The organism is Leuconostoc mesenteroides subsp. mesenteroides ATCC 8293 (assembly GCF_000014445.1).
GTDB classification, from domain to species: Bacteria; Bacillota; Bacilli; order Lactobacillales; family Lactobacillaceae; genus Leuconostoc; species Leuconostoc mesenteroides.
The window spans coordinates 1975415-1995971 of the sequence record NC_008531.1 but is presented as its reverse complement, the minus strand read 5'-3'; the positions used below and the strand labels follow the sequence as shown (position 1 = coordinate 1995971).

Genomic DNA, 20557 nt, shown 5'->3' with positions numbered 1-20557 from the left:
ATAATATGGAAGCTTTTGTAAGAGAAACAGGTAGAGCGGTTGTTATTCCAAATGACAACATTAATACTGATATTATCTTGCCTAAACAATTTTTGAAAAACATTTTAAAGACCGGCTTTGGTAAAGATTTATTCTTTGATTGGCGCTACAATGCCGACGGTTCGTTGAATGAGGCGTTTGAATTGAACAAACCAGCACATCAAGGGGCTTCAATTTTAATTACAGGAAATGATTTTGGATCGGGATCATCACGAGAACACGCAGTATGGGCGTTAACGGATTATGGATTCAGGGCAGTGATTGGCGGCGGATTTTCAGACATTTTTTACATGAATTCAACTAAGAATGGTTTGTTACCGATTGTGTTGCCCGAAGAAAATCGGAAAATATTACGGGGTATTCAAGCAGATGAAAATATTCAAATTGATTTACCCGAACAAACTGTGACTTATAAAAACTATACTTTCCACTTTGATATCAACTCACAATGGAAAGAAAAGTTTATCAATGGTGAAGATGATATTGATAACACGATGAAATATGAAAAATTGATCGCTGCATTCGAAAAGCAACGACCAAATTTTGGTTAGGAGGCAGTCCATGGAACAGGCAATGAATTTGCAACAACGGATGGACACGACTAAAGAAACAGCGACATTTTACCGTGTCTTTGCGATGATTGCAGCTGGTATGATTTTAGATGGGGCGGACGTTTATCTTGCTAGTGCAGTAAATAGTGCAATAGTTAGCACACATTTTGCCACACTTGCACAAGGTTCTGTGTTTCTTTCCTCTGGATTTTTAGGTCTTTTCTTTGGGTCCATTTTTGCTGGATTTATCGGTGATTTTCTGGGCAGAAGAAAAGCGTATTCGACTAATTTGTTGATATTTGGTGTACTAACCCTATGTGCGGCATTTGCAACTAATATTTGGATGTTAGTCGGACTACGTTTTTTCGCCGCAATTGGGTTAGGCGCAGAAATTGTGACAGGTTACGCTTTAATTAATGAATTTGCCCCAATTAAAAATCGTGGTCGGTGGAGTGGCGTAACTTCTGTGATTGCTAATTTGGCTGCACCATTGACCTTACTTTTGGCAGCAAGCGTTATTCCTCGTTATACATGGCGTGCAATGTTTGTTATTGTTGGTGTGTTAGCATTGATTTTATGGGTTGTTCGCCGTCATTTTCCCGAATCACCGCGATGGTTAATTGCACGTGGTGAATATGATAAAGCTGAAAAGATCATTGAGAAATTAGAAGTGAATGGTTCGTACAGCACAAATGATTCTAGTGTAAAACGACAACCAGTGAAGACTAGGATTGGCATTGGGCTGTTGGTTGCAACGGTTGCTGTCAGTGCAGTTAATTTAACACAGTACACATTTACATCGTGGATGCCAACATTATTGATCAAACAAGGAATCGAAGTGGTTCATTCACTAACATTCTCCGCAGTTATGATGGCTGGGGCTCCAATAGGCGCACTGATAGGCGCATTATTGGTTGACGTGATAGGTCGTAAAAAGGTCATTGTTTCTGCCTTTGTAATGACTGCGGTGTTTGGGATGATTTATTCGCAGCAACATACAACGGTTGGAATTTTAACTGTAGGATTTTTGGTCGTAACTATGATGTATATTTTGATGGCTTCGGTTGTTGGGGTTTATATGTCAGAGTTGTTCCCTACTTACTTTAGATTCCGTGGAACGGGTTATGCTAATGGCGTTGCTAAAATATTGACGGTTTTAACACCATATTTTGCAGCGTGGGCAATTACACAATTTAGTGCGAACTTGATTTTCTATTTTATCGCAGCAGTGGCGCTAATTGCAGCTATTGTGGTCGCAGTTTATGGGCCAGAAACAAAACAAAAAGCAATATATTAAAAGGATGGTATTTTATCATGACAGAAGCAACAACAGCAAAAATTAATTGGAATGGTGGCGTTCAAGGTGAAGCCATTGACATCTTGAAAGAAGATGGGGGGATGATCGTTAGTCCAACAAAAGTGGGTTACATTATCATGACTTCAGATGATCAAGGGTTGGAACGAAAATTTGCTGCTAAGAATCGTAAGCGTAATAAGCCAGGTGTCGTACTATGTGGTTCAGTAGAACAAGTTAAAGAATTAGCACAAATGACACCTGAAATCGAACAAATGTATCAACAACATTGGGATGAGGACATTTTGTTGGGTTGTATCTTGCCATGGAAAGAAGAAGCAAAGAGCAAGATACCAAATGACGGGACAAAAAATTTGATGATGGATAAACGTGAAACTAGTTGTTTTGTTATCAAGTTTGGTACACCAAGTGAAAATATTGCCAAAGAAATGTGGGAAAAGTACGGTAAGTTCTCATTTGCAAGTTCAGCTAATCCTTCTGGTAAGGGGAATCGTGGTTTGGTAGCTGGCATTGGTGACCAAATTGAAAATGCTGCTGACCTAATTATTGAGGCCGATGATTACGTGGCATCAATTCAACCCGACAAAACGTTAGATACACGTTACGAACAAGGGGTGATGGTATCTATGGTTGATGAGACAGGTAAGCTCATTCCAGAACAAAATGGTGCTGTTGGTATCCAACCAGCGCCAATCGTTATTCGTAAAGGATTAGATGTCGACAAAATCATGAAAATTATGAGTGATATTTTCTCGTCATGGGACTATCGTCACGGATTTTATTACTAAAAAATTGCATAAAACAGTTAAAAGCCAAACGAGCGTTACGCTATCTATTTTATTGATTGCGAGCTATTAAAAGATGATTAGGCAACGAAAAATATCTCAACGATGACATTTGTTGAGATATTTTTTTGTTGACAAAACAATTAAAAATCCATATAATATTTTTGAACATATATTATATGTCGTATAGTATTGGAGAAAATAAGTATGGCAATTCAAATGAGTTCAGAATTATTAGACGGTTGCGTTCTAGCGATATTAGATAAAGAAGATTATTACGGTTATGCATTAACGCAAAGAGTGCAGGGTACGATTTCTGTTTCGGAATCGACGTTATACCCTGTACTACGGAGATTAAAAAATAATCAATTTGTTACAACGTATGATCAACCTTATCAAGGCAGAAATCGACGTTATTACCAGATTACAACACAGGGTCGTGACAGATTGGCTAGCATACGCCAAGATTGGGTAATGTTCCAAGCAAACGTTGACACATTATTGAAGGAGAGATAAGCAGATGGAGAATTATTTAGCTGAGTTAGAGCAACTACTACATCAGTTGCACCATTCAGATAAAGAGGAAGCGATGAATTTCTATCGAGAGTACGTGATGGATGCTGATTTAGTCACATATGAGCAATGCATTAGTGAGTTAGGCACGCCAAAACAACTCTCACGAAAAATTTTAGCTGACTATTCAATTAAGGCAGATGAAAAATCAACAGATGATACAACTAGTAAAAATCCACGGTCAAATATTAAGCTGATTTGGTGGATTGCATTAGCATTACTGGCGTCACCGTTAGCATTACCTGTATTTATTGTCTTGGTCACGCTTGCTGCTGTTGGTTTTGCAGTTTTAGCGTCTTTTATTGCGGTTGTCATTGCGTTGACTTTGTCAGGTGTGGTATCAGCGATTATCGGAGTGAGTGTTTTGCTGCAGTCAATCTGGACGGGGCTGTATTATATTGGTTGTGGTTTGCTCATATTGGGCATAATGTTGACAGTAATGCCAGCTGGTATTGGTCTCTTGAGGTGGCTAATTGATAAAACAGCACAATTAAGCAAGGCAATTTATCGTCGCTTTACTGATAAAAAGTACATGCATCGGGAGGACAAATAACATGAAACGAAGTGTTAAAATTGGATTGAGTTTGATAGTTATTGGTGCTGTGCTAGCTTTAATTGGATTTGGTTTTGGTGGCGGGTCCAGTTCTATTTCTTGGAATAATGGCCCTAAAGTTATTGACCGTAAAACACAAAAAGAAAAAATGGTACAACAATCATATACTTATAACGAGGTGAAAAATATTGACGTGTCAACATCTTTACCTGTACGTATTATCACAGGGGATGTTAAGAAAACTACCGTTAAAGTAATGACGTATCAAAAACTACCCGAGTTGAGCTATCAGCAAAATCATTTGAAAATTACTGATAAACAGGCTGGTAGTGTATCTCCAGGTCATATTAAAATCGAATTGTTTTCTTGGAAATATGAGAATCAGGGAGATCAAGATGGAATTGTAATTACAGTTCCGCAATCACAAAGTTTGTCTGATATTCAAATTGACGGACAGAATAGCAGTGATGTTAGCCTGTCTGATGTCAAAGCGGATAAAATAGCAATTCAACATGTTGCAGATACAAGATTAAAAAACATAATAGTTCAACATGACTTAACGCTTGATGATATTGAAGATACTGATTTAAATGACGTGACTACATCGACAGCTACAATTAAAAGTGATAATGGTGATTTAACTATACAAAATACACGAATTAGCGATGGAATGAACATTCAACTTGAAAATGGTGACTTGAGCATGCATCATAATCATATTAATACGGGTAAAATAAACACATCATATGGGGATGTCACTTTAATGAATAACCAACTATCTGGTCAGCTTACCATTACAGCACAAGATGGCGATATATCGGCAATGATTGGGAAAAGTAGTGTGACTGCTAAAACGCTTGACGGGGATATTTCTGCTTTCAATAGTCATGATGATGATCAGACAAGTTACACACATAAAGGAACAACTGGAGCATACGTAATATCAACAGATAGCGGCGATGTGACGATTAAGCAGTAGTTAATACATTTGCTCAGTAGCTGTTTAGTATCATTAGTTATATTATTAAAATAAGATAATAAAACGTTTGACTTAATTAGAGTAAGATAATATAATTAGTTTCATATTAAAAAATATAAATTATATGAAAAAGAGGAAAAATTATGAACAAAACAATTAAAAAAATGAACTATTCTCTCCTCTACCTACTTCTCAGTTGATGTTTAGTAGGTTCTTTGAGTGACTATCTACTAAACCAATGTGACATTGATTAGTAGATAGTTGGGACAAGTGAGTAAAAACACCCCAACTGTTAAAGGTTGGGGTGTTTTTTGTCCTTTTCAACTTAAAGAGGTAGTAGCGCGAATTCGAATGAGCATCGTGCTAAAAAATAATCGAATGTAGTATGAAAGGACATGTTTAGTTCATTAGGGACACAATTTGTTCAGCATATTTACGCAATAACAGGTGCTGTGATAATCTTATTTCTACAGCAAAAAGGGAGAAAAATTTATGATGTTAAATATAAAAAAACAAGCAACTATTCAGTCCGATGCGATACGCTATGGGGCAATAATTATTCTTTTTTTGGTATCGGGAATGCTGTTGTTAATGACAAGTGCTACACAATATCCTGAAATGATAGCGATAGCCTATCTTTCCTTCACAATGGGATTGCGGCATGCTTTTGATGTGGATCATATTGCAGCAATTGACAACATGACACGCAAGATGCTTAATGATGGTAAAAATACACGCGGCGTTGGTTTTAGTTTTTCATTTGGACATTCAATGGTTGTGGTGTTGATGGCATTGGTAACCGTTCTGTTTGTAGAATGGGCAAAACATTCTATGCCTATTTTTGAGCAAATAGGAGGCGCCTTAGGAACACTTATTGCAGCTACCATGTTGATGATGTTGGCCATCGTGAATAGTGTTATCTTGCATGATATCTGGGTGAAGTTTGTCGCTATGCGTAATCATCATACCAGAGCAGGTACAGATGACCAAATCAATTCATCTAAGATTTATCGTTTATTTTTGAAACTATTAGGAATGATTAAGCATAACTGGCAAGTAGCAATTGTTGGATTTCTTTTCGGATTAGGTTTTGATACTGCTACTCAGATTGCGGTATTAGCAACATCTGCCACAGCTGCAAATGCGGGAGTTCCCTGGTATGCAACATTAGCTTTTCCGTTATTATTTACTGCTGGTATGTGTTTGATGGATACCATTGATGGTTTTTTTATGAGTACGACGTATCGTTGGGTATTTTCATCACCTTATCGTAAAGTGTATTACAATTTAACAATTACAGGGATTTCTATAATGGCAGCCGGATTTATTGGATTTATTGATTTTGTTCAGTCATTTAGCGTTATGTTTAATTGGAACAACGCATTGACACGATGGGCGGCTTCGCTAGATTTTAACCAGATGGGCGTCATACTGGTCGCATTGTTTGTTATCGCATGGGTCGTTGCGATTACTATTTGGCACGTGTTTAAATTAGCTGATAAAGAACAAATAATTTGAACCATCATCATAAAAAATACACTAAGGCAGATCAAAAAAGTGTTACTTTAAGTTGATACGCTTGGTGCGTTTTTTATTTTAAATAGCGTAGACCTATCTTTCTTTGAATTATGATAAAATGAGAACAATCGCTACTATGTACATGGAGATCATTCTAATGATAAAAATTGTTAACGTAACCGAAGAGGATAAAGCTTATTGGCAAGACATTTATATGCAATCATTTCCAGAATATGAACGCCTTGATTTTATGCAGTTAGCTCAGCTGGCTAAGACAAAAGAACCCGTTAAGATGGCTTTAGTTGTTGATGAACAACCAGTTGGTATTTTGTTATTGGTTGAAATATCAGCACAAAAAGTATTTGTGCTCTATTTTGCCGTTGATGCGAATATTCGTGGAAGAGGGATTGGGAGTAAAACAATTGCTGCATTAAAAGAGCAGTACCCAAATGGGGTAATATTAGAATCAGAAATCACAGGCCAACAGGCAGATAATGAAATGCAACGTGTGAAACGATATGATTTTTATAAGCGCAATGGGGTTAACGATGCGCATCTCGTGACTAAAAATATGGGCGGGACTTTCCATCTATTGCGTACGACAGATGAAATCTCTGACGATGACTATCTCAACGCAGTCTCAGAATTAGGAATTGAAGCTCAGGTTGAGTAATTTTAGCCATAAAACCAATATTTGTGACACAGCAACATTTTTGTTTTCAAAGAAATTCTGCGGTATGATATAAAAATGGAAAACTGGCTTACAAAACGTGCACGGCTTACGCCGAATCGGATCGCCGTACAGTATAAAAATAAACAATTAACATTTCAAGAAGTGGCTGACCAAGCACACAATATGGCCAAAAAAATTGCGAAAGTTACCCAAGATAATTCTCGCGTGGCATTGATAATGAATAATACGCTCACGGGATACTTGGTGATTATGGCTTTGCAGCAACTTGGCAAGACCATCGTTTTTATAAACTGGCGTTTATCAGTAGCAGAAATTAATTATCAGCTTGCAGATGCGGGTGTGACAACTGTTTTAACAGATGATGATTACATGAGCGAGCTAAGTATTGATAAGCAAATTAAGTTCAGTGATTTGTCCACACAGCAAAAGATAACACCAATTGAAACTTTTCCTGAAGACTTTGTGACAAGTATCATGTATACTTCGGGTACAACGAGTAAAGCCAAGGGTGTTATGCAAACATATCAAAACCATTTCTATTCTGCGATGGGGAGTGCTTTGAATTTAGGATTAACATCTGATGATAGTTGGTTAGCTGTTGTACCTATCTTCCACATTAGTGGATTTTCGATCATTATGCGTGGATTAATTTATGGTATGCGCGTGGTCTTACAATCTAAATTTGATGCCCATCAGATTAATGAACTGTTGATTGAACAATCGATTACTGCTATATCAGTCGTTCCAGTGATGTTAAAACAGTTAGTTGCTGACCTACCAAAAGGTGCTCATTATAATAATCATTTTCGGTCAATGCTTCTTGGCGGTGGACCAACAGACCTTGTAACATTGAAACAGGCACAGCTTCACCAAATTCCTGTCATTCAATCGTATGGCATGACAGAGACTGCCTCGCAAATTGTGGCGCTTGATGCAAAAGATGCGGTTCAAAAAGTGGGTTCTGTGGGGAAACCATTATTTCCAGTTCGTTTAAAAATTGCTGATCATGCTGGAAAAGTGTCCCAGCAAGGGAATATTTGGATTCAATCACCAACGCTAACGACAGGATATCTCAATCAACCAGATAAACTAGCTGAACATATGATAGATGGTTGGTTTAATACTGAAGATTATGGTTATTTGGATGCTGAAGGATATTTGTTTGTCCAAGGGCGTGAAGGTGATATGATAAATTCAGGTGGTGAGAATATTTTTCCCAATGAAGTTGAAGATATTTACGCAGAATACCCAGGATTAAATAAAATAGTCGTCGTCGGGGTGTCGGATCAAAAGTGGGGTTCAGTGCCAATAGCTATCGTTTTGGGTGAAGAATTGAAAAAAGATGCTTTAATTCAATTCGGTCGAGAGCGTATTGCGCATTATAAAATACCAAAACGATTTTATCTGGCTCAAAGCTGGCACACTACTGCTAGTGGAAAAACACAACGTAAACCTTTCCTAGCTGAACTTGAAAGATTAAAGGAATTGATATGACATTATCTCCAAAAAATACAGATGTGAAATCTTTATTCAATACAATTGCACCAGAATATGACAAGATGAATAACATTATCAGTCTAGGGGCACACAAAAAATGGCGCCAAAAAGTTATGGATAAAATGGTCTTTCCAAGAAAAGCGCAAATCATTGATTTAGCTACCGGCACTGCTGATTGGGCAATTGCATTGGCAGAAAACAGTGACTCTGATTCTGAGATCATTGGCTTAGACTTCAGTGAATCCATGCTTGTGGTCGGGCAAACAAAGGTTGATATAAGTGACTATTCGGAAAAAATCACACTTGAGCAAGGAGATGTGATGGATTTAGAATTTCCTGATAACAGCTTTGATATTGTGACCATTGGTTTTGGATTACGTAATTTACCTGATCCAAAACAAGGAATCAAAGAAATGTATCGTATTTTAAAGCCAGGCGGACAGCTTGTCATTTTAGAAACATCGCAACCCGATAGCCCTCTTGTTAAACCATTTTGGCAGTTATATTTCGGTCATGTCATGCCATTATTTGGGCGTGTTTTTGCTAAAGGAAAATATCAGGAATACAAATATCTTGATGAAACAACAGAACATTTTATGGACTATATGACGCTTGGGCAATTGCTGCTAAAGTCGGGCTTCAAAAAAGTTAGAATTTCTCGTTTTAATTTGGGTGCCGCGGCGGCACACTATGCGACAAAATAGGGTTAGATATAAAGTATTTCATTGGTAGGCAAATTAATGCTAAAAAGATCAGCTATCTTTATGATTTGGATAACTGATCTTTTTAATTTTTTTCAGAGAGGTTTTTATTGCGTAACTTTTTCGATTGCTTTCAGTTCTTTTAGCTTCCAACTAACATAGTTTTCACCGTTTGGAATGGTTTCAGTTACATTAACAACGGGGATGTCATTTTTCTTTGCTAAATCGATTAAGTTAGAGACAGTTGAACTTGATGTCTGAGTATTATTAACGAAGAAGGCAATTTTATGGTTTGTAATTGCTGATTTAAGTGCAGCTAATGTTGCGGGTGAAGGATCATTACCTTCCTCAATTGCTTCAGAGAAATCTGTATCCATTATTTTGTATCCTAAGGCATCTAGCATATACTCAAAAACAGGTTCAGTTTGGGCAACGGTTTGGCCATCAGCCTTTTTGGATATTTTTGTGATTAAATCATTCACAGGTTTCAGGCTAGCGACGTACTTTTTGGCGTTCTTTTTGTAATAATCGCGGTTTTTAGGGTCTTTCTTACCAAGCTCAGTTGCTAGGTAATTTGCTGTTTTACTCATCGTTTCAGGATCATTCCACAAGTGCGGGTTGACGCCTGTTTTTTTATTTAAAACATCTTCGCCGACGCGAATAAGTTTTGTATTTTTAGAAGTTTTGGCAAGCTTATTTAGCCATGCGTCATATCCTAGACCATTAGCAAGAACGATATCAGCACCACTAACCTTTTTAGCAACCGTGGTTGTTGGCTCATAATCTTCGGGAGAAACATTCGCGTCCTTGATAATAGCAGTTGCTGTACCGTGTTCACCAACTACTGTTTTGGCGATTTCGGCGTAGAAGTCTGTTGAAGCAACAATAGTTATTTTTTGATTGGATGACGACGAGGAGTTACCTCTGAATAAGGCAACACCAATGACGATGACGACAATGGCAGAGAGTGCTATAATTATTTTTTTCATGAGTTATTTCCTATTTTATTGAGTTTTGTTAAAAACTGGGTGATGGTTTGTTGTTGTTCCTGTGTGAAATCAGCCATGATGGTATGAATATCATCGTGCATCGTGGCGTGGGCCTGCTCGTGGAGTTGTGCCAATTTTTCGCCATCTTCAGTCAGTAAATAGTGAGTGCTCCGTTTATCAGAATCATCTACCACCGCTATGACATAATGATAGCGCATCAGGTTTTTAATAGCTTTGGTGATAGCAGGCTTTGATAGATTCATTGCAGCAGCTAATTCTGTGTTAGTCTGCGATTGCAGAATTTTAAGCAACATCAGTAAGTGGGCTTGTGTTGAATTGATCTTTTGTCTAGCAGTTGCCGCTACGAGTTCAGAATTAGTAGCGTATTCTTGAACAAAAGAGTTAAGCTCTTGAATAATCTTATCTGTTTTTTCCATAAACACCTCTTTAGTTTACTGGTTAATTAACCAGTTAATTATATAATGTAAGCGAAGCTATTGTCAATAGGTTATTTTTGAGTACAATTATAGTCATGAAGAAAAGCGGACTACTGGCAGCATTTTGTATTGTGACATTGAGTACAGCATTTCCTGTGAATGGGCAACAACAAATCCAAGCAAGTGAAAAAAAGAAATCAATTAAAAAAATCACAACAACGGCGAAAGCAGCGGTGGTGATGAATGCGGATACAGATAAAATTTTGTCCGAAAAAAACGCTCATAAATCTTTAGCGATTGCGTCAATTAGTAAATTAATGACGGGCTATTTGGTACTAAAAAAGTTACCTTTAGGCACGCAAGTGCAGCCGTCGTCAAACACGATGAAAATCGGAGAAGAATCTAATCTGGCAAGTGTGAATTTGGATAGTAATCAATCCTATTCAGCAGATGAATTATTGCGTGCTGCCTTACAGTTATCAGCTAATGACGCGGCTATTGCCTTAGGTGATCAGGTTAGTGGTTCACAAACAAAGTTTGTTAAATTAATGACTAAGACTAGTCAGTCTTGGGGACTTGCATCAGCGCAATGGTATAATGCAGCAGGAATCCGTAATGATGAAGCAATGGATGATGGCGTTAAGGCGCCTGATAATGCAGAAAATAAGATGTCTGCTGTTGATGTTGCGCTTATGACTGATAATATTTTAGAAAAAACACCACGAATAAAGAGAATTGTTCATCAATCACAAAATCAATTTGATGGCATTACACAAGATAGTAATTATGTTTTAATGAAAAATTATTTTAAAAATACGAAATATACGGTCACCGGTGCTAAACTTGGTATCTCTGTTAAATCAGGCGTTTCTTATGTGGGATTATTTACATATAAAGGGAAGCATTATATCACGGTTGTATTGCATGCTGATCAATACACCAATTTGTCAGCCGTTTTCCGTGAAACCAAACGCATCTTAAATCAGACAATATAAAAAGACCGTCAAACAAAGATTTGTTTGATGGTCTTTTTAAATGTGCTTATCCTTTAAATACCCAAGCATCGCCATTTTCAGCTAATAGCTTGTCTGATGCTTCAGGACCCATTGAACCTGACTTATATGTCTCCAATGGTGCTTTATCTGCATCGTAAACGGCAGTAATTGCGTCAACAAACTTCCAAGCAATTGATACACCGTTCCAATCAGCAAAGTTTGATCCGTCACCATTCATTGTATCGTGAATCATACGTTCGTATGGTTCTGGTGTGTTCTTCTTGTCTTCATCAGATACTGCCCAATCCAAGTTGATTGTGCGGGTGTTGAAGGCATCTTCAACTGACTTAGCGTTAAGCTTCAATTCAATAGCACCCTTTGGATCAATGATGATTGAGAGTACTGATTCTTGTGCTTCTTGTTCTGAACCAAAGTTGAATGTGCCAGCCTTAAATACAATATCAACACGTGTTTGCTTGGCAGCCAAACGCTTACCTGAACGAACATAGAAAGGAACACCTTCCCAACGTGGCAAATCGAACTGCAATTCACCAGCAATGAATGTGTTGTTCTTTGAGTCAGCAGGGACATCTGCTTCTTCCAAATATGGCTTGTAATCAGCTGTATCACCAGCACCATATTGTGCACGAACGAAGTACTTATTCACTTCTTCTTCGTTATAAATCTTTAATGCATTGAAGGCGGCGTTTTTAGCTGCACGGATATCCTTATCATTGAATGATTCAGGTTTTTCCATTGCTAACCAACCAACAATTTGCATTGTGTGGTTTTGAATCATATCCAAAAGGGCGCCAGTGGTATCGTAGTAACCAGCACGCTCTTCAACACCTAGAACTTCAGCCAAAGTTACTTGTACGTTTTTGATATAGTCCTTATTCCAAGCGGCATCAAAGATTGGGTTACCAAAACGTAATGCTGCAATATTTTGTACCATTTCTTTTCCAAGATAGTGGTCAATACGGAACAGTTGGTCATCATCAAATGCATTTTCCAAATCACTTTGCAATTCTTCTGCGGTGGCGTATGATGTACCAAAAGGCTTTTCAATCATCAAACGATTGTAGCCAGTCTCAGCTAGCAAACCTTCTGATTTCAAATATTTAGCGATTGTACCGAAGAAACGAGGGGCAACTGACATATAGAAAATACGATTGCCATCAATGTCAAATTTGGTTGCTGCTTCTTCGATCGCTGACTTCAAGATACCATAAGAAGCGGCATCTGTGACATCGTGCGCACGGTAAGAAAAATGCGCAATAAACGCTTCAGCTTGTGCTTGATCTTCAGTAAAGTCTTTAATTGAATCACGAACCAATTGCTTAAACTCGTCATCACTTAATTGTTGACGTGCTGTCCCAACAATGGCAAAGTGTTCTTGTAAGTATCCTTTTTTGTAGAGGTTGAAAACTGATGGGTAAAGCTTACGCTTTGCTAAATCACCAGTTCCGCCAAAGAAAGTTACCAACGTTTTGATTTCTGAAACCATGATGTTCCCCTTATATTATAATTAAATTCACTCTCCATTATAACGCAAAAAGGTCTGGAAAAGTACGGGATTCACAAACATATTAAGCGTTGAACAAGTCAAAAATTGATTAAATGACTAGTTTATACTAAAAATATGGTTTAAGTATGTTAAATAAACTATATATTCACAATATAATTTTACAACGGGATGGTGCTAAATGTTTTACTTGATTATTATTTTATTTTTAATTCTAACTTTCACTTTAGGTATTGGTGTGGCGTTCGAGGGTCTAATTTTAATGGGTATTATATATGTCATCCTTCGATTAATAAAAAACAAACGGGATATGCGCAAATGATGATAAATTAAGCACTTAATTTTCCGTTATATGAATAGGTTTCGTGTTACAATTATTCTATTATTCGGAGGATTTATGCAAATTGACTTAACTGATAAGCCGCGGCCACTTGATGAAAAGTGGCTACTTTTTGGTACTTTATTATCCAACACTGGAAATTCAATGATTTGGCCAGTCACGACACTTTATATGACCGGTGTTTTGCACCAAAGTTTTACGATGGCGGGACTAGTTTTAATGGTGGGATCACTTATTAGTATGGTTGGCTCATTTGTTGGTGGCAAACTATTTGATAATTGGCGGCCATATGAAGCGATGGTAATTACGAGTTTTATCATCTTAATTGCTGTTTCCAGTCTAATTATTTGGAATGGGTGGCCCGTATTTGCCTTTTTTATTTGGCTAGCTAATTTTGGTATGGGCGCGGAACAAACGTTAGTTAACTCTTTTGCCACAACAATTCCTGGTGAAAAAACGCGCATCGTATTCAATAATATGTACATTGTGTTGAATATTGGGGTGGTTTTGGGAACCTTAGCAGTAGGATATTTATTTGATTACGGTTTTAACCTGTTGATGATGATTTCGGCAGCATTATATTTTACATTAATGTTAATTATTGCAACCAAATTTAATGTTCCGGTAGTTCGCACGAATACTGAAGCAACAGGCGTTACGACGCCTGAAGGAACAGAAAAAGTAAGCAGTGTCGGTGCACCAAATCAACGTTTTCGCTTGACGCCAGTTTTAGTTGCCATTGGGGCATTGCTGTTCATTACGTATTTATCCTACATGCTGTGGGAAACCGTGATGGCACCGCACATGAAAAGTTTAGGTATGCCAACGCGTAATTATGCAGACTTATGGATGATTAACGGCGTAACTATTATTTTGCTTCAGAAGTTTGTTTCTAATTGGGCAAATCAGCGACCATATCAAGTTTCAGTTATTTTAGGTAGTATTATTTTTGCTTCTAGCTTTTTCTTTTTAATATTTGTAAAAGAGTTTTGGCAAATTGTGCTAGTGTTTGAATTACTAACGATTGGAGAAATGTTACAAAGTCCGCAGGTTCCAGCATGGGTTGCGCAAATTACCCCCAAAGAAGTAGCTGGACAGGCACAAGGTTTTGTTTCAATGATGATCAGCTCAGGTCGAGTCATTGGTCCCATTTATTCGGGTATGATGATGGATCGAGGTTGGATGAAAATTCTTTTTTTATCAGTATTTATAATCATGTTAATTATCACAGCTTTGTTAGCGATCACAATGGCGAAACGAACTAAAAAAACAGTGGAGAATAACAAATAAACTATTTGTTATTCTCCTTTTTCAGTGAAAGTTGTTTCTTAAGAAAGACAATTTTGGATAAATCTTTTTGGTTGCCCTGTTGTTGGCGGTAACTGTCCATTGAAGATGCTGTATAAATATTCATAAATTGTTGTAAAGTGGGCGTCAGAAATTTAATACTGCCGAGGTTATTTTCAACTAAATCCTGTAAATCAACATTTGCGAATTGTGGTAAACAATCTATACTACCAAATGTCACTGATAAATCCCCTTTTTGGAATTCATGTTCATGCAAATTCGTTAGTTGAAAACCCAAACCAAGCATGATGTTTAGAATCAAGTCCCATTGGTAGATTCTTAGACGGTCTGGTGCATCCCAACCGTTAGGATTTCCGGGTACATGAATGTCTATATCATTAGCCTGCCAATCTATTTTTGTTAAATATTCTAGACCAACAGAACCCATCAGGACAGGAGTAATTGCTACCTTATTCAATTCCTTTGCGATGATCAGAAAGGCATCTATTTTTTTCATTACTTTTTCTCCTTTATAAAAATGTTGCTCTTTTTAATTATACCGAACAGACAAATATTTTCGGTGTAAGCGCTTGCAAAAAAACAAGAACCATGTTACAATTTAAGTATAGATTAGGAGAGAGTCCTAAAACAATTCAAGTTGTGTAAGCTATACGAATGATAGCTTAAGCGGATTTTCTTTAATCCAGGACAGTTTGCTCAGTACTCTAGTTGGAAAGTGATGGACGTGTGAAAACGTACATGTGGCTGGTAATTAGGGTCGATGGTGACGCATAAGATGTATGGGTCTTATGTTTGTCACCTGAGAGCAGGCTGTTTTTTGTTGTGGTTGGTAGATAGGTGTCTAATAAACTGTTTTTATGAGTGCAGGTACTTTGCACTCTTTTTATATATTATGAATATAGTCGACATTTTTTATAGTTAAAAATGACTAGTCATTTTATTTATATAAAACTATAAATTTTATTAATTATATGTTGTTTATAAACAATAGATGATGTATCATGTATTTATCAAATTATTACAAAAAAAGGAAAAGAAAATGCTACAAAGAAATTTAGGGTCGCAAGGGTTAAAAGTTTCATCAGTCGGGTTGGGGTGCATGGGTATGAGTAGCACGTACGGTCGCGCTGATGACAAGGAATCAATTGCGTCAATTAGGCAGGCGGTCGTTAATGGCGTTTCATTGTTTGATACTGCAAATGTTTATGGTAACGGACATAATGAAAAATTATTAGGAAAAGCACTTAAAGGCGTGGACAAGCAAGTAACAGTGGCCACAAAAGTGGGCATTCAAGAAATGCAATTGAACCAAAAGAGAATCAACGGTCGTCCTGATTATATTAGATCTGAAGTTGAAAAGTCTTTGATTCGTTTAGATAGAGAGTATATTGATTTGTACTACCTGCATCGAGTAGACCCAGATGTACCAATTGAAGAAAGCATTGGTGAAATGTCTCGACTAGTTGAAGAGGGTAAAGTTAAATACATTGGGATATCAGAAGCCTCTTTGTCAACGATTAAAAGAGCTCATCAAACACATCCTATAACGGCGGTTCAAAGCGAATATTCATTGTGGAGTCGTGGTGTTGAGAAAGAAATAATGCCTTATTTACAAGCAAATGAAATTGGATTTGTAGCATACAGTCCATTGGGCAGAGGATTTTTTGCAGATGACTTTAGTTTGGATGCGTCGAAAGAAGACGTACGCCAATATTTGCCTAGGTTTCAGGGTGACAATCTCACTGCTAATCAGGAAGTATTTAAAGTAATTCGTAATTTATCACAAAAGTTAGGAATGACATCTTCACAACTAGCCTTGGCATGGTTATTGCAAAAAAACAGTAACTTAATAGCTATCCCAGGAAGTAAGTCAATTCAGCACATTAACGAAAATATTGCATCAAGTCATATTGATCTTGATGATAAAATAATTCATATTTTAGATAAAATATTTGATGAATCTAATACACATGGCAGTCGTTATCCTAGTATGTTAATGGACGAATTGGAAAAGTAAAATAGATTCATCAAGTTAATGATGAATCTATTTTCATTCTTTTTTCAATTTTTTGTTCACTCTCTGTACCAGTTATTTGGTATCTCAAAACAGAAATAAAGGTTTTAATATCAATCGTGTCAGATAGAGAGGAGAGATTATATGCATTAAATAGGTTTTCTTTCTCCTTGATACTAGGTATTAACTCACGGCCCTTAGAGGTCAAATGTAGGACTGATTTTCGATTATCATCAATGGCTTTACTTTTATAGATGAAACCATTTTGCACCAATCGTTGCACTAATCGACTAGGACTCTTACTTTCACAAATTAGTAGATTACCTAATTCTTTTAATGATAGAGGTTCTTTTTTTGACAAAACTTGTAACACCTCACTTTGATTAGGTGTTATACCAAGAGGAGCTAAGAACTCAGCATATTTTTTCTGTCCTTCTTTTTGGACAGCGTTGATAAGATATCTTAATAAATCAGCATCATTCATTTTCTTCATCCTATAGTAAAAGTATTTTTATCTATAATAGCATACTACACAAACATCGTACGATTGAAAATAAAAAAGGAAATAAAATAACCATGAATAAAAGTAGACAATTAGGACAGACTGACCTGTATTTATCTCCACTGGGACTAGGTACCTGGCAATATAGCACAAAAAATAGCAGCGGAACCTCAATGTGGGGAAATACCGAGACGGAGACAGTTTATGAAATTATCAAGCATTCCTTACAGAATGGGATGAATTGGATAGACACAGCTGAAATTTATGGCAATGGAACCTCTGAAACATTTATTGGGGAAGTAACGCAGCGCTTGCAAAGAGAAGAAGCCTTAGCAACCAATCCTTTCATCGCGAGTAAATGGTTTCCTTTGGCTCGTTCGGCGTCATCAATTACTAAAACGATTGATGACCGTTTAGAATACCTACAAATACTGACCATTGATTTATATCAAATTCATCAACCGACATCTCGGTCATCTTTAAGAAAGCAGATTGAAGCCATGGTGTCGCTTGCAGAACAACACAAAGTGAAACAGATTGGGGTGAGCAACTTTTCTGCTAAACAAATGGTCAAAGCCCATCATTTACTGCAAGAGTATGGGATGACACTTGCTTCCAATCAAGTTAAATATAATTTACTACACCGTAGTCCTGAGAAAAATGGCACACTAGAGGCTGCTAAAGAATTAGGGATAACAATAATTGCTTACTCGCCTTTGCAACAAGGATTATTAACAGGGCGATTTCATGAACAACCTGAATCTTTATCAAAGGTGAGTCGTTTTAGAAAGCTACAGTCGAATCTGACTACCAAAACCTTGCAAAGGACTGAACCACTTTATCAAGAACTAAAGAGGTTATCACTAAACTATGGTATGACAATTTCTCAGATTTCTTTAAACTGGTTAATTAATGCTCAAGGGGATACAGTTTTAGCGATCCCAGGAGCATCTAAAATACAACAGGCGCAAGATAACGTAGAGGCTTTGAATTTCGATTTGTCTAACAGCGACATTGAACGGTTGAACCGTATTTCAGCAGGTTTATAATGCTTTAAATTTGTTATATTAACTTTTTGAATCAAAATGGCCACTGACAATGGTATTGGTAAATGTAAAATAAGTGGAGCATAAAATATTGACTATATAAATGAATTTGATGATAATAGTTTTAATCACATGCCAGATAATTAGCGAGAAAGGTTTAATATTAATCATCGAATTTCAAATAGCCATTGCTATTAATACTTCTCGCAAAGTCTTACCTTCCTCAGATAGGTAATATTCTACTTTTGGTGGCACTTGATTATAGACTTTGCGTATAATAATTTCATCTTCTTCTAATTCGCGTAGCTGTTGTGTCAACGTTTTTTGGGCGATATTAGGTATTCGACGGCGGAGCTCGCCAGTACGAATAGGGCCATTGCCTAGATGACATAATATGATTGGTTTCCATTTGCCACCAATCACGTCTAAAGTTGCTTCTACACCGATATGATATATTTTTTCCATCAGTAATTACGTGACTCCTTATATATTCTACGAGTACCTTTTAGTTCCTATGGTACATATTAGTGCGTACTTGTTTCAATATCTGTAAACAGTATACTACATGTACAGGAATAAGAAACAATTGACCGAAAGGATAATACAATGGAAAAACGAAAGTTTTTGTCTCGTTTTAAATTTGATAACGGCTTAGTAATTAAAAATCATATTGTGATGTCACCTATGACAACAATGACTAGTTTTTATAATGGCATGATAACCACCGATGAACTTAATTATTATGCAGCTCGTGCTGGCGGCCCGGGGATTATCATCACTGGTGTTGCTAATGTTAGTGATAATGGTAAAGGGTTTGAAGGCGAATTATCAGTTGCTCATGACGCAATGCTACCAGGATTAATTAAATTAGCTAAGGTTATTCATAAAGACGGTACCAAAGCAATTTTGCAAATATTTCATGCAGGTCGAAAAGCCAATAGTGCTATCCTTCGTGGGGAACGCCCTGTTAGTGCTAGTGCGATTGCTGCTAGTTATCCAGCTGATTCTGAGACTCCACGGGCATTAAACGATTCAGAAGTTCACCAAATTATTACTGAATTTGGCGAAGCAACTAGGCGAGCGATTGAAGCAGGTTTTGATGGCGTCGAGCTACACGGCGCCAACACTTATTTGTTGCAACAATTTTATTCTGAAAATTCCAATCAAAGAAGTGATGAGTGGGGTGGTTCTAGAGGAAAGCGCCTAAAGTTCCCATTAGCTGTGATTGAAACTGTTAATAAAACGGTAAAAAAATATTCAAAAAAACCATTCATAGTCGGTTATCGAATCTCCCCAGAAGAAATTGAGGAGCCCGGTATTCGATTAGAAGATTCTCTCTTCTTCGTTGATCAGATTAAGCACAAAGTAGACTATATCCATCTATCTATGGGCAGTTATAAACGGACATCTCTAAACAATAAGGCGAACAAGGAAACGTTAATTTCTCAGTTTTCTCAACATACGAAGAATATAGTACCGCTTATTGGTATAGGATCAGTGGAAACACCAGATGATGTTAATGCTGTCATGTCTGATGGTGCAGATTTAGTAGCTATTGGTCGAGAATTCATTAGAGAGCCGCAATGGGTTCAAAAGATTGAAAGAAACGATTTGGAAAGTATTCGTACTTTGATTAGTCCGTCCGATATGGCAGAATTGGCTATTCCATCTGTCATGCAAGTTTATTTAAGAGAGTCCTTTTATTCTGTCATGCATTTTACTGATGACATCGAAACGCAAAGCGACTACCAAAACGCATTAGCACCAATGGAAGGGTTAGAAAAGAAGCTAAGCTAATAGACTCGACTGTACTAATAAAGTTAAATTAGTCACAATAAGAAACTTGGTTAATTATATTGAACTCATTTAAGCAGACACATGTCTTTTCTAGATAAAGTTTCTTTGCTAGGTGTACAATGTGGTTAAGAAAGGTGGGCTTCAATTATGATTAAGAATAAAAGTGAATGGTTACAACAATATATAACGGTGATTTATGAAAGCAAAGAGCATGTCTTCAGAATAGTTGATACTGATGCCTTGTACAAGTTTACCAACACAAAACACGAAGATCTATTGGACAGTAAAAAAATTACAACCACTTTGTTAGATTCCTTTAGAGCGAAAGGAGTTTCATTAAATAGTGTTTCTGACAAAAAATTGTTAGCAGAATATGGTCTTGAACTTATTAATAAATAA

Annotated in this window: 21 protein-coding genes and 1 pseudogene; 16 read left to right on the top strand and 6 right to left on the bottom strand. The window is 37.0% G+C overall.

The annotated features are described in order from the left end of the window. The first annotated feature begins 5 nt into the window (after positions 1 to 5). From leuD to ubiE, 10 genes are all read left to right on the top strand, one after another. Positions 6 to 590 (top strand): 3-isopropylmalate dehydratase small subunit, encoded by a 585-nt coding sequence (gene leuD / locus LEUM_RS09875; protein ID WP_010290567.1) that lies wholly within the window; start codon positions 6 to 8, stop codon positions 588 to 590. A gap of 10 nt (positions 591 to 600) precedes the next feature. Then, positions 601 to 1887 carry an MFS transporter gene (locus LEUM_RS09870; RefSeq protein ID WP_011680543.1) on the top strand — a complete coding sequence of 429 codons (1287 nt, stop codon included), beginning with the start codon at positions 601 to 603 and terminating at the stop codon, positions 1885 to 1887. A 17-nt stretch (positions 1888 to 1904) separates the two neighbouring features. Continuing rightward, positions 1905 to 2693, top strand: coding sequence for an L-threonylcarbamoyladenylate synthase (locus tag LEUM_RS09865; protein WP_011680542.1), 789 nt, complete (start codon positions 1905 to 1907; stop codon positions 2691 to 2693). Between the two features lie 204 nt (positions 2694 to 2897). Then, positions 2898 to 3206: a PadR family transcriptional regulator gene (locus tag LEUM_RS09860; protein ID WP_011680541.1), complete on the top strand. Its 309-nt coding sequence runs from the start codon at positions 2898 to 2900 to the stop codon at positions 3204 to 3206. Positions 3207 to 3210: 4 nt separating this feature from the next. Continuing rightward, positions 3211 to 3816, top strand: coding sequence for a DUF1700 domain-containing protein (locus LEUM_RS10535; RefSeq protein WP_011680540.1), 606 nt, complete (start codon positions 3211 to 3213; stop codon positions 3814 to 3816). A 1-nt stretch (position 3817) separates the two neighbouring features. After that, positions 3818 to 4795 (top strand): DUF4097 family beta strand repeat-containing protein, encoded by a 978-nt coding sequence (locus tag LEUM_RS09850; protein WP_011680539.1) that lies wholly within the window; start codon positions 3818 to 3820, stop codon positions 4793 to 4795. 492 nt (positions 4796 to 5287) lie between these two features. Then, positions 5288 to 6313 carry a HoxN/HupN/NixA family nickel/cobalt transporter gene (locus LEUM_RS09845; RefSeq protein ID WP_011680538.1) on the top strand — a complete coding sequence of 342 codons (1026 nt, stop codon included), beginning with the start codon at positions 5288 to 5290 and terminating at the stop codon, positions 6311 to 6313. A gap of 157 nt (positions 6314 to 6470) precedes the next feature. Beyond that, the gene (locus LEUM_RS09840; protein ID WP_010295526.1) at positions 6471 to 6986 is read left to right on the top strand and encodes a GNAT family N-acetyltransferase; all 516 of its coding nucleotides are present in this window, start codon (positions 6471 to 6473) and stop codon (positions 6984 to 6986) included. A gap of 75 nt (positions 6987 to 7061) precedes the next feature. Beyond that, a complete protein-coding gene (locus tag LEUM_RS09835) occupies positions 7062 to 8501 on the top strand; it encodes an o-succinylbenzoate--CoA ligase (protein ID WP_011680537.1) in 1440 nt (479 codons plus the stop codon). Next, entirely contained in the window at positions 8498 to 9208 is a 711-nt protein-coding gene (ubiE, locus tag LEUM_RS09830; protein ID WP_011680536.1) for a bifunctional demethylmenaquinone methyltransferase/2-methoxy-6-polyprenyl-1,4-benzoquinol methylase UbiE, read from the top strand. The genes LEUM_RS09835 and ubiE overlap by 4 nt, the downstream gene beginning before the upstream one ends. Positions 9209 to 9312: 104 nt before the next feature. On the opposite strand, the gene LEUM_RS09825 is transcribed toward ubiE, so the two are convergent. Together LEUM_RS09825 and LEUM_RS09820 are read right to left on the bottom strand one after the other, a co-directional pair. Then, on the bottom strand, positions 9313 to 10194 hold the full coding sequence (locus tag LEUM_RS09825; RefSeq protein WP_010285772.1) for a metal ABC transporter solute-binding protein: 882 nt from the start codon (positions 10192 to 10194) through the stop codon (positions 9313 to 9315). Continuing rightward, entirely contained in the window at positions 10191 to 10631 is a 441-nt protein-coding gene (locus LEUM_RS09820) for a MarR family transcriptional regulator (protein ID WP_010285771.1), read from the bottom strand. Before LEUM_RS09820 ends, LEUM_RS09825 begins: the two co-directional genes overlap by 4 nt. A 95-nt stretch (positions 10632 to 10726) precedes the next feature. Here LEUM_RS09820 and LEUM_RS09815 point away from each other — a divergent pair, with 95 nt between their 5' ends. Further along, positions 10727 to 11626 carry a D-alanyl-D-alanine carboxypeptidase family protein gene (locus LEUM_RS09815; RefSeq protein ID WP_011680535.1) on the top strand — a complete coding sequence of 300 codons (900 nt, stop codon included), beginning with the start codon at positions 10727 to 10729 and terminating at the stop codon, positions 11624 to 11626. A gap of 46 nt (positions 11627 to 11672) precedes the next feature. On the opposite strand, the gene zwf is transcribed toward LEUM_RS09815, so the two are convergent. After that, on the bottom strand, positions 11673 to 13133 hold the full coding sequence (gene zwf / locus LEUM_RS09810) for a glucose-6-phosphate dehydrogenase (RefSeq protein ID WP_002815576.1): 1461 nt from the start codon (positions 13131 to 13133) through the stop codon (positions 11673 to 11675). Between the two features lie 415 nt (positions 13134 to 13548). Between zwf and LEUM_RS09805 the strand changes: the two genes are divergently transcribed. Further along, positions 13549 to 14781 (top strand): MDR family MFS transporter, encoded by a 1233-nt coding sequence (locus LEUM_RS09805; protein WP_011680533.1) that lies wholly within the window; start codon positions 13549 to 13551, stop codon positions 14779 to 14781. A 1-nt stretch (position 14782) separates the two neighbouring features. Here LEUM_RS09805 and LEUM_RS09800 read toward each other — a convergent pair whose 3' ends face one another. Then, the gene (locus LEUM_RS09800; protein WP_011680532.1) at positions 14783 to 15295 is read right to left on the bottom strand and encodes a hypothetical protein; all 513 of its coding nucleotides are present in this window, start codon (positions 15293 to 15295) and stop codon (positions 14783 to 14785) included. 543 nt (positions 15296 to 15838) lie between these two features. Here LEUM_RS09800 and LEUM_RS09795 point away from each other — a divergent pair. Further along, on the top strand, positions 15839 to 16816 hold the full coding sequence (locus tag LEUM_RS09795) for an aldo/keto reductase (protein WP_011680531.1): 978 nt from the start codon (positions 15839 to 15841) through the stop codon (positions 16814 to 16816). Positions 16817 to 16826: 10 nt separating this feature from the next. Here the strand turns inward: LEUM_RS09795 and LEUM_RS09790 are convergent, their stop codons facing one another. Beyond that, positions 16827 to 17297 (bottom strand): MarR family winged helix-turn-helix transcriptional regulator, encoded by a 471-nt coding sequence (locus LEUM_RS09790; protein ID WP_010285549.1) that lies wholly within the window; start codon positions 17295 to 17297, stop codon positions 16827 to 16829. A 92-nt stretch (positions 17298 to 17389) separates the two neighbouring features. Between LEUM_RS09790 and LEUM_RS09785 the strand changes: the two genes are divergently transcribed. Then, positions 17390 to 18364 carry an aldo/keto reductase gene (locus LEUM_RS09785; RefSeq protein ID WP_011680530.1) on the top strand — a complete coding sequence of 325 codons (975 nt, stop codon included), beginning with the start codon at positions 17390 to 17392 and terminating at the stop codon, positions 18362 to 18364. A gap of 177 nt (positions 18365 to 18541) precedes the next feature. Here LEUM_RS09785 and LEUM_RS09780 read toward each other — a convergent pair. Continuing rightward, a pseudogene (locus tag LEUM_RS09780) lies at positions 18542 to 18826 on the bottom strand (winged helix-turn-helix transcriptional regulator); the annotation flags it as partial. A 141-nt stretch (positions 18827 to 18967) separates the two neighbouring features. On the opposite strand from LEUM_RS09780, the gene LEUM_RS09775 reads away from it, so the two are divergent. Both LEUM_RS09775 and LEUM_RS09770 read left to right on the top strand, forming a co-directional pair. Beyond that, positions 18968 to 20158, top strand: coding sequence for an NADH-dependent flavin oxidoreductase (locus LEUM_RS09775; RefSeq protein ID WP_010292669.1), 1191 nt, complete (start codon positions 18968 to 18970; stop codon positions 20156 to 20158). Positions 20159 to 20305: 147 nt separating this feature from the next. Beyond that, positions 20306 to 20557 carry a hypothetical protein gene (locus LEUM_RS09770; protein WP_011680528.1) on the top strand — a complete coding sequence of 84 codons (252 nt, stop codon included), beginning with the start codon at positions 20306 to 20308 and terminating at the stop codon, positions 20555 to 20557.

What these genes read in the sequence shown, in the direction of transcription:
- leuD (WP_010290567.1), top strand. Translation starts at nt 6, where the DNA reads ATGGAAGCTTTTGTAAGAGAAACAGGTAGAGCGGTTGTTATTCCAAAT.
- LEUM_RS09870 (WP_011680543.1), top strand. Translation starts at nt 601, where the DNA reads ATGGAACAGGCAATGAATTTGCAACAACGGATGGACACGACTAAAGAA.
- LEUM_RS09865 (WP_011680542.1), top strand. Translation starts at nt 1,905, where the DNA reads ATGACAGAAGCAACAACAGCAAAAATTAATTGGAATGGTGGCGTTCAA.
- LEUM_RS09860 (WP_011680541.1), top strand. Translation starts at nt 2,898, where the DNA reads ATGGCAATTCAAATGAGTTCAGAATTATTAGACGGTTGCGTTCTAGCG.
- LEUM_RS10535 (WP_011680540.1), top strand. Translation starts at nt 3,211, where the DNA reads ATGGAGAATTATTTAGCTGAGTTAGAGCAACTACTACATCAGTTGCAC.
- LEUM_RS09850 (WP_011680539.1), top strand. Translation starts at nt 3,818, where the DNA reads ATGAAACGAAGTGTTAAAATTGGATTGAGTTTGATAGTTATTGGTGCT.
- LEUM_RS09845 (WP_011680538.1), top strand. Translation starts at nt 5,288, where the DNA reads ATGATGTTAAATATAAAAAAACAAGCAACTATTCAGTCCGATGCGATA.
- LEUM_RS09840 (WP_010295526.1), top strand. Translation starts at nt 6,471, where the DNA reads ATGATAAAAATTGTTAACGTAACCGAAGAGGATAAAGCTTATTGGCAA.
- LEUM_RS09835 (WP_011680537.1), top strand. Translation starts at nt 7,062, where the DNA reads ATGGAAAACTGGCTTACAAAACGTGCACGGCTTACGCCGAATCGGATC.
- ubiE (WP_011680536.1), top strand. Translation starts at nt 8,498, where the DNA reads ATGACATTATCTCCAAAAAATACAGATGTGAAATCTTTATTCAATACA.
- LEUM_RS09825 (WP_010285772.1), bottom strand. Translation starts at nt 10,194, where the DNA reads ATGAAAAAAATAATTATAGCACTCTCTGCCATTGTCGTCATCGTCATT.
- LEUM_RS09820 (WP_010285771.1), bottom strand. Translation starts at nt 10,631, where the DNA reads ATGGAAAAAACAGATAAGATTATTCAAGAGCTTAACTCTTTTGTTCAA.
- LEUM_RS09815 (WP_011680535.1), top strand. Translation starts at nt 10,727, where the DNA reads ATGAAGAAAAGCGGACTACTGGCAGCATTTTGTATTGTGACATTGAGT.
- zwf (WP_002815576.1), bottom strand. Translation starts at nt 13,133, where the DNA reads ATGGTTTCAGAAATCAAAACGTTGGTAACTTTCTTTGGCGGAACTGGT.
- LEUM_RS09805 (WP_011680533.1), top strand. Translation starts at nt 13,549, where the DNA reads ATGCAAATTGACTTAACTGATAAGCCGCGGCCACTTGATGAAAAGTGG.
- LEUM_RS09800 (WP_011680532.1), bottom strand. Translation starts at nt 15,295, where the DNA reads ATGAAAAAAATAGATGCCTTTCTGATCATCGCAAAGGAATTGAATAAG.
- LEUM_RS09795 (WP_011680531.1), top strand. Translation starts at nt 15,839, where the DNA reads ATGCTACAAAGAAATTTAGGGTCGCAAGGGTTAAAAGTTTCATCAGTC.
- LEUM_RS09790 (WP_010285549.1), bottom strand. Translation starts at nt 17,297, where the DNA reads ATGAATGATGCTGATTTATTAAGATATCTTATCAACGCTGTCCAAAAA.
- LEUM_RS09785 (WP_011680530.1), top strand. Translation starts at nt 17,390, where the DNA reads ATGAATAAAAGTAGACAATTAGGACAGACTGACCTGTATTTATCTCCA.
- LEUM_RS09775 (WP_010292669.1), top strand. Translation starts at nt 18,968, where the DNA reads ATGGAAAAACGAAAGTTTTTGTCTCGTTTTAAATTTGATAACGGCTTA.
- LEUM_RS09770 (WP_011680528.1), top strand. Translation starts at nt 20,306, where the DNA reads ATGATTAAGAATAAAAGTGAATGGTTACAACAATATATAACGGTGATT.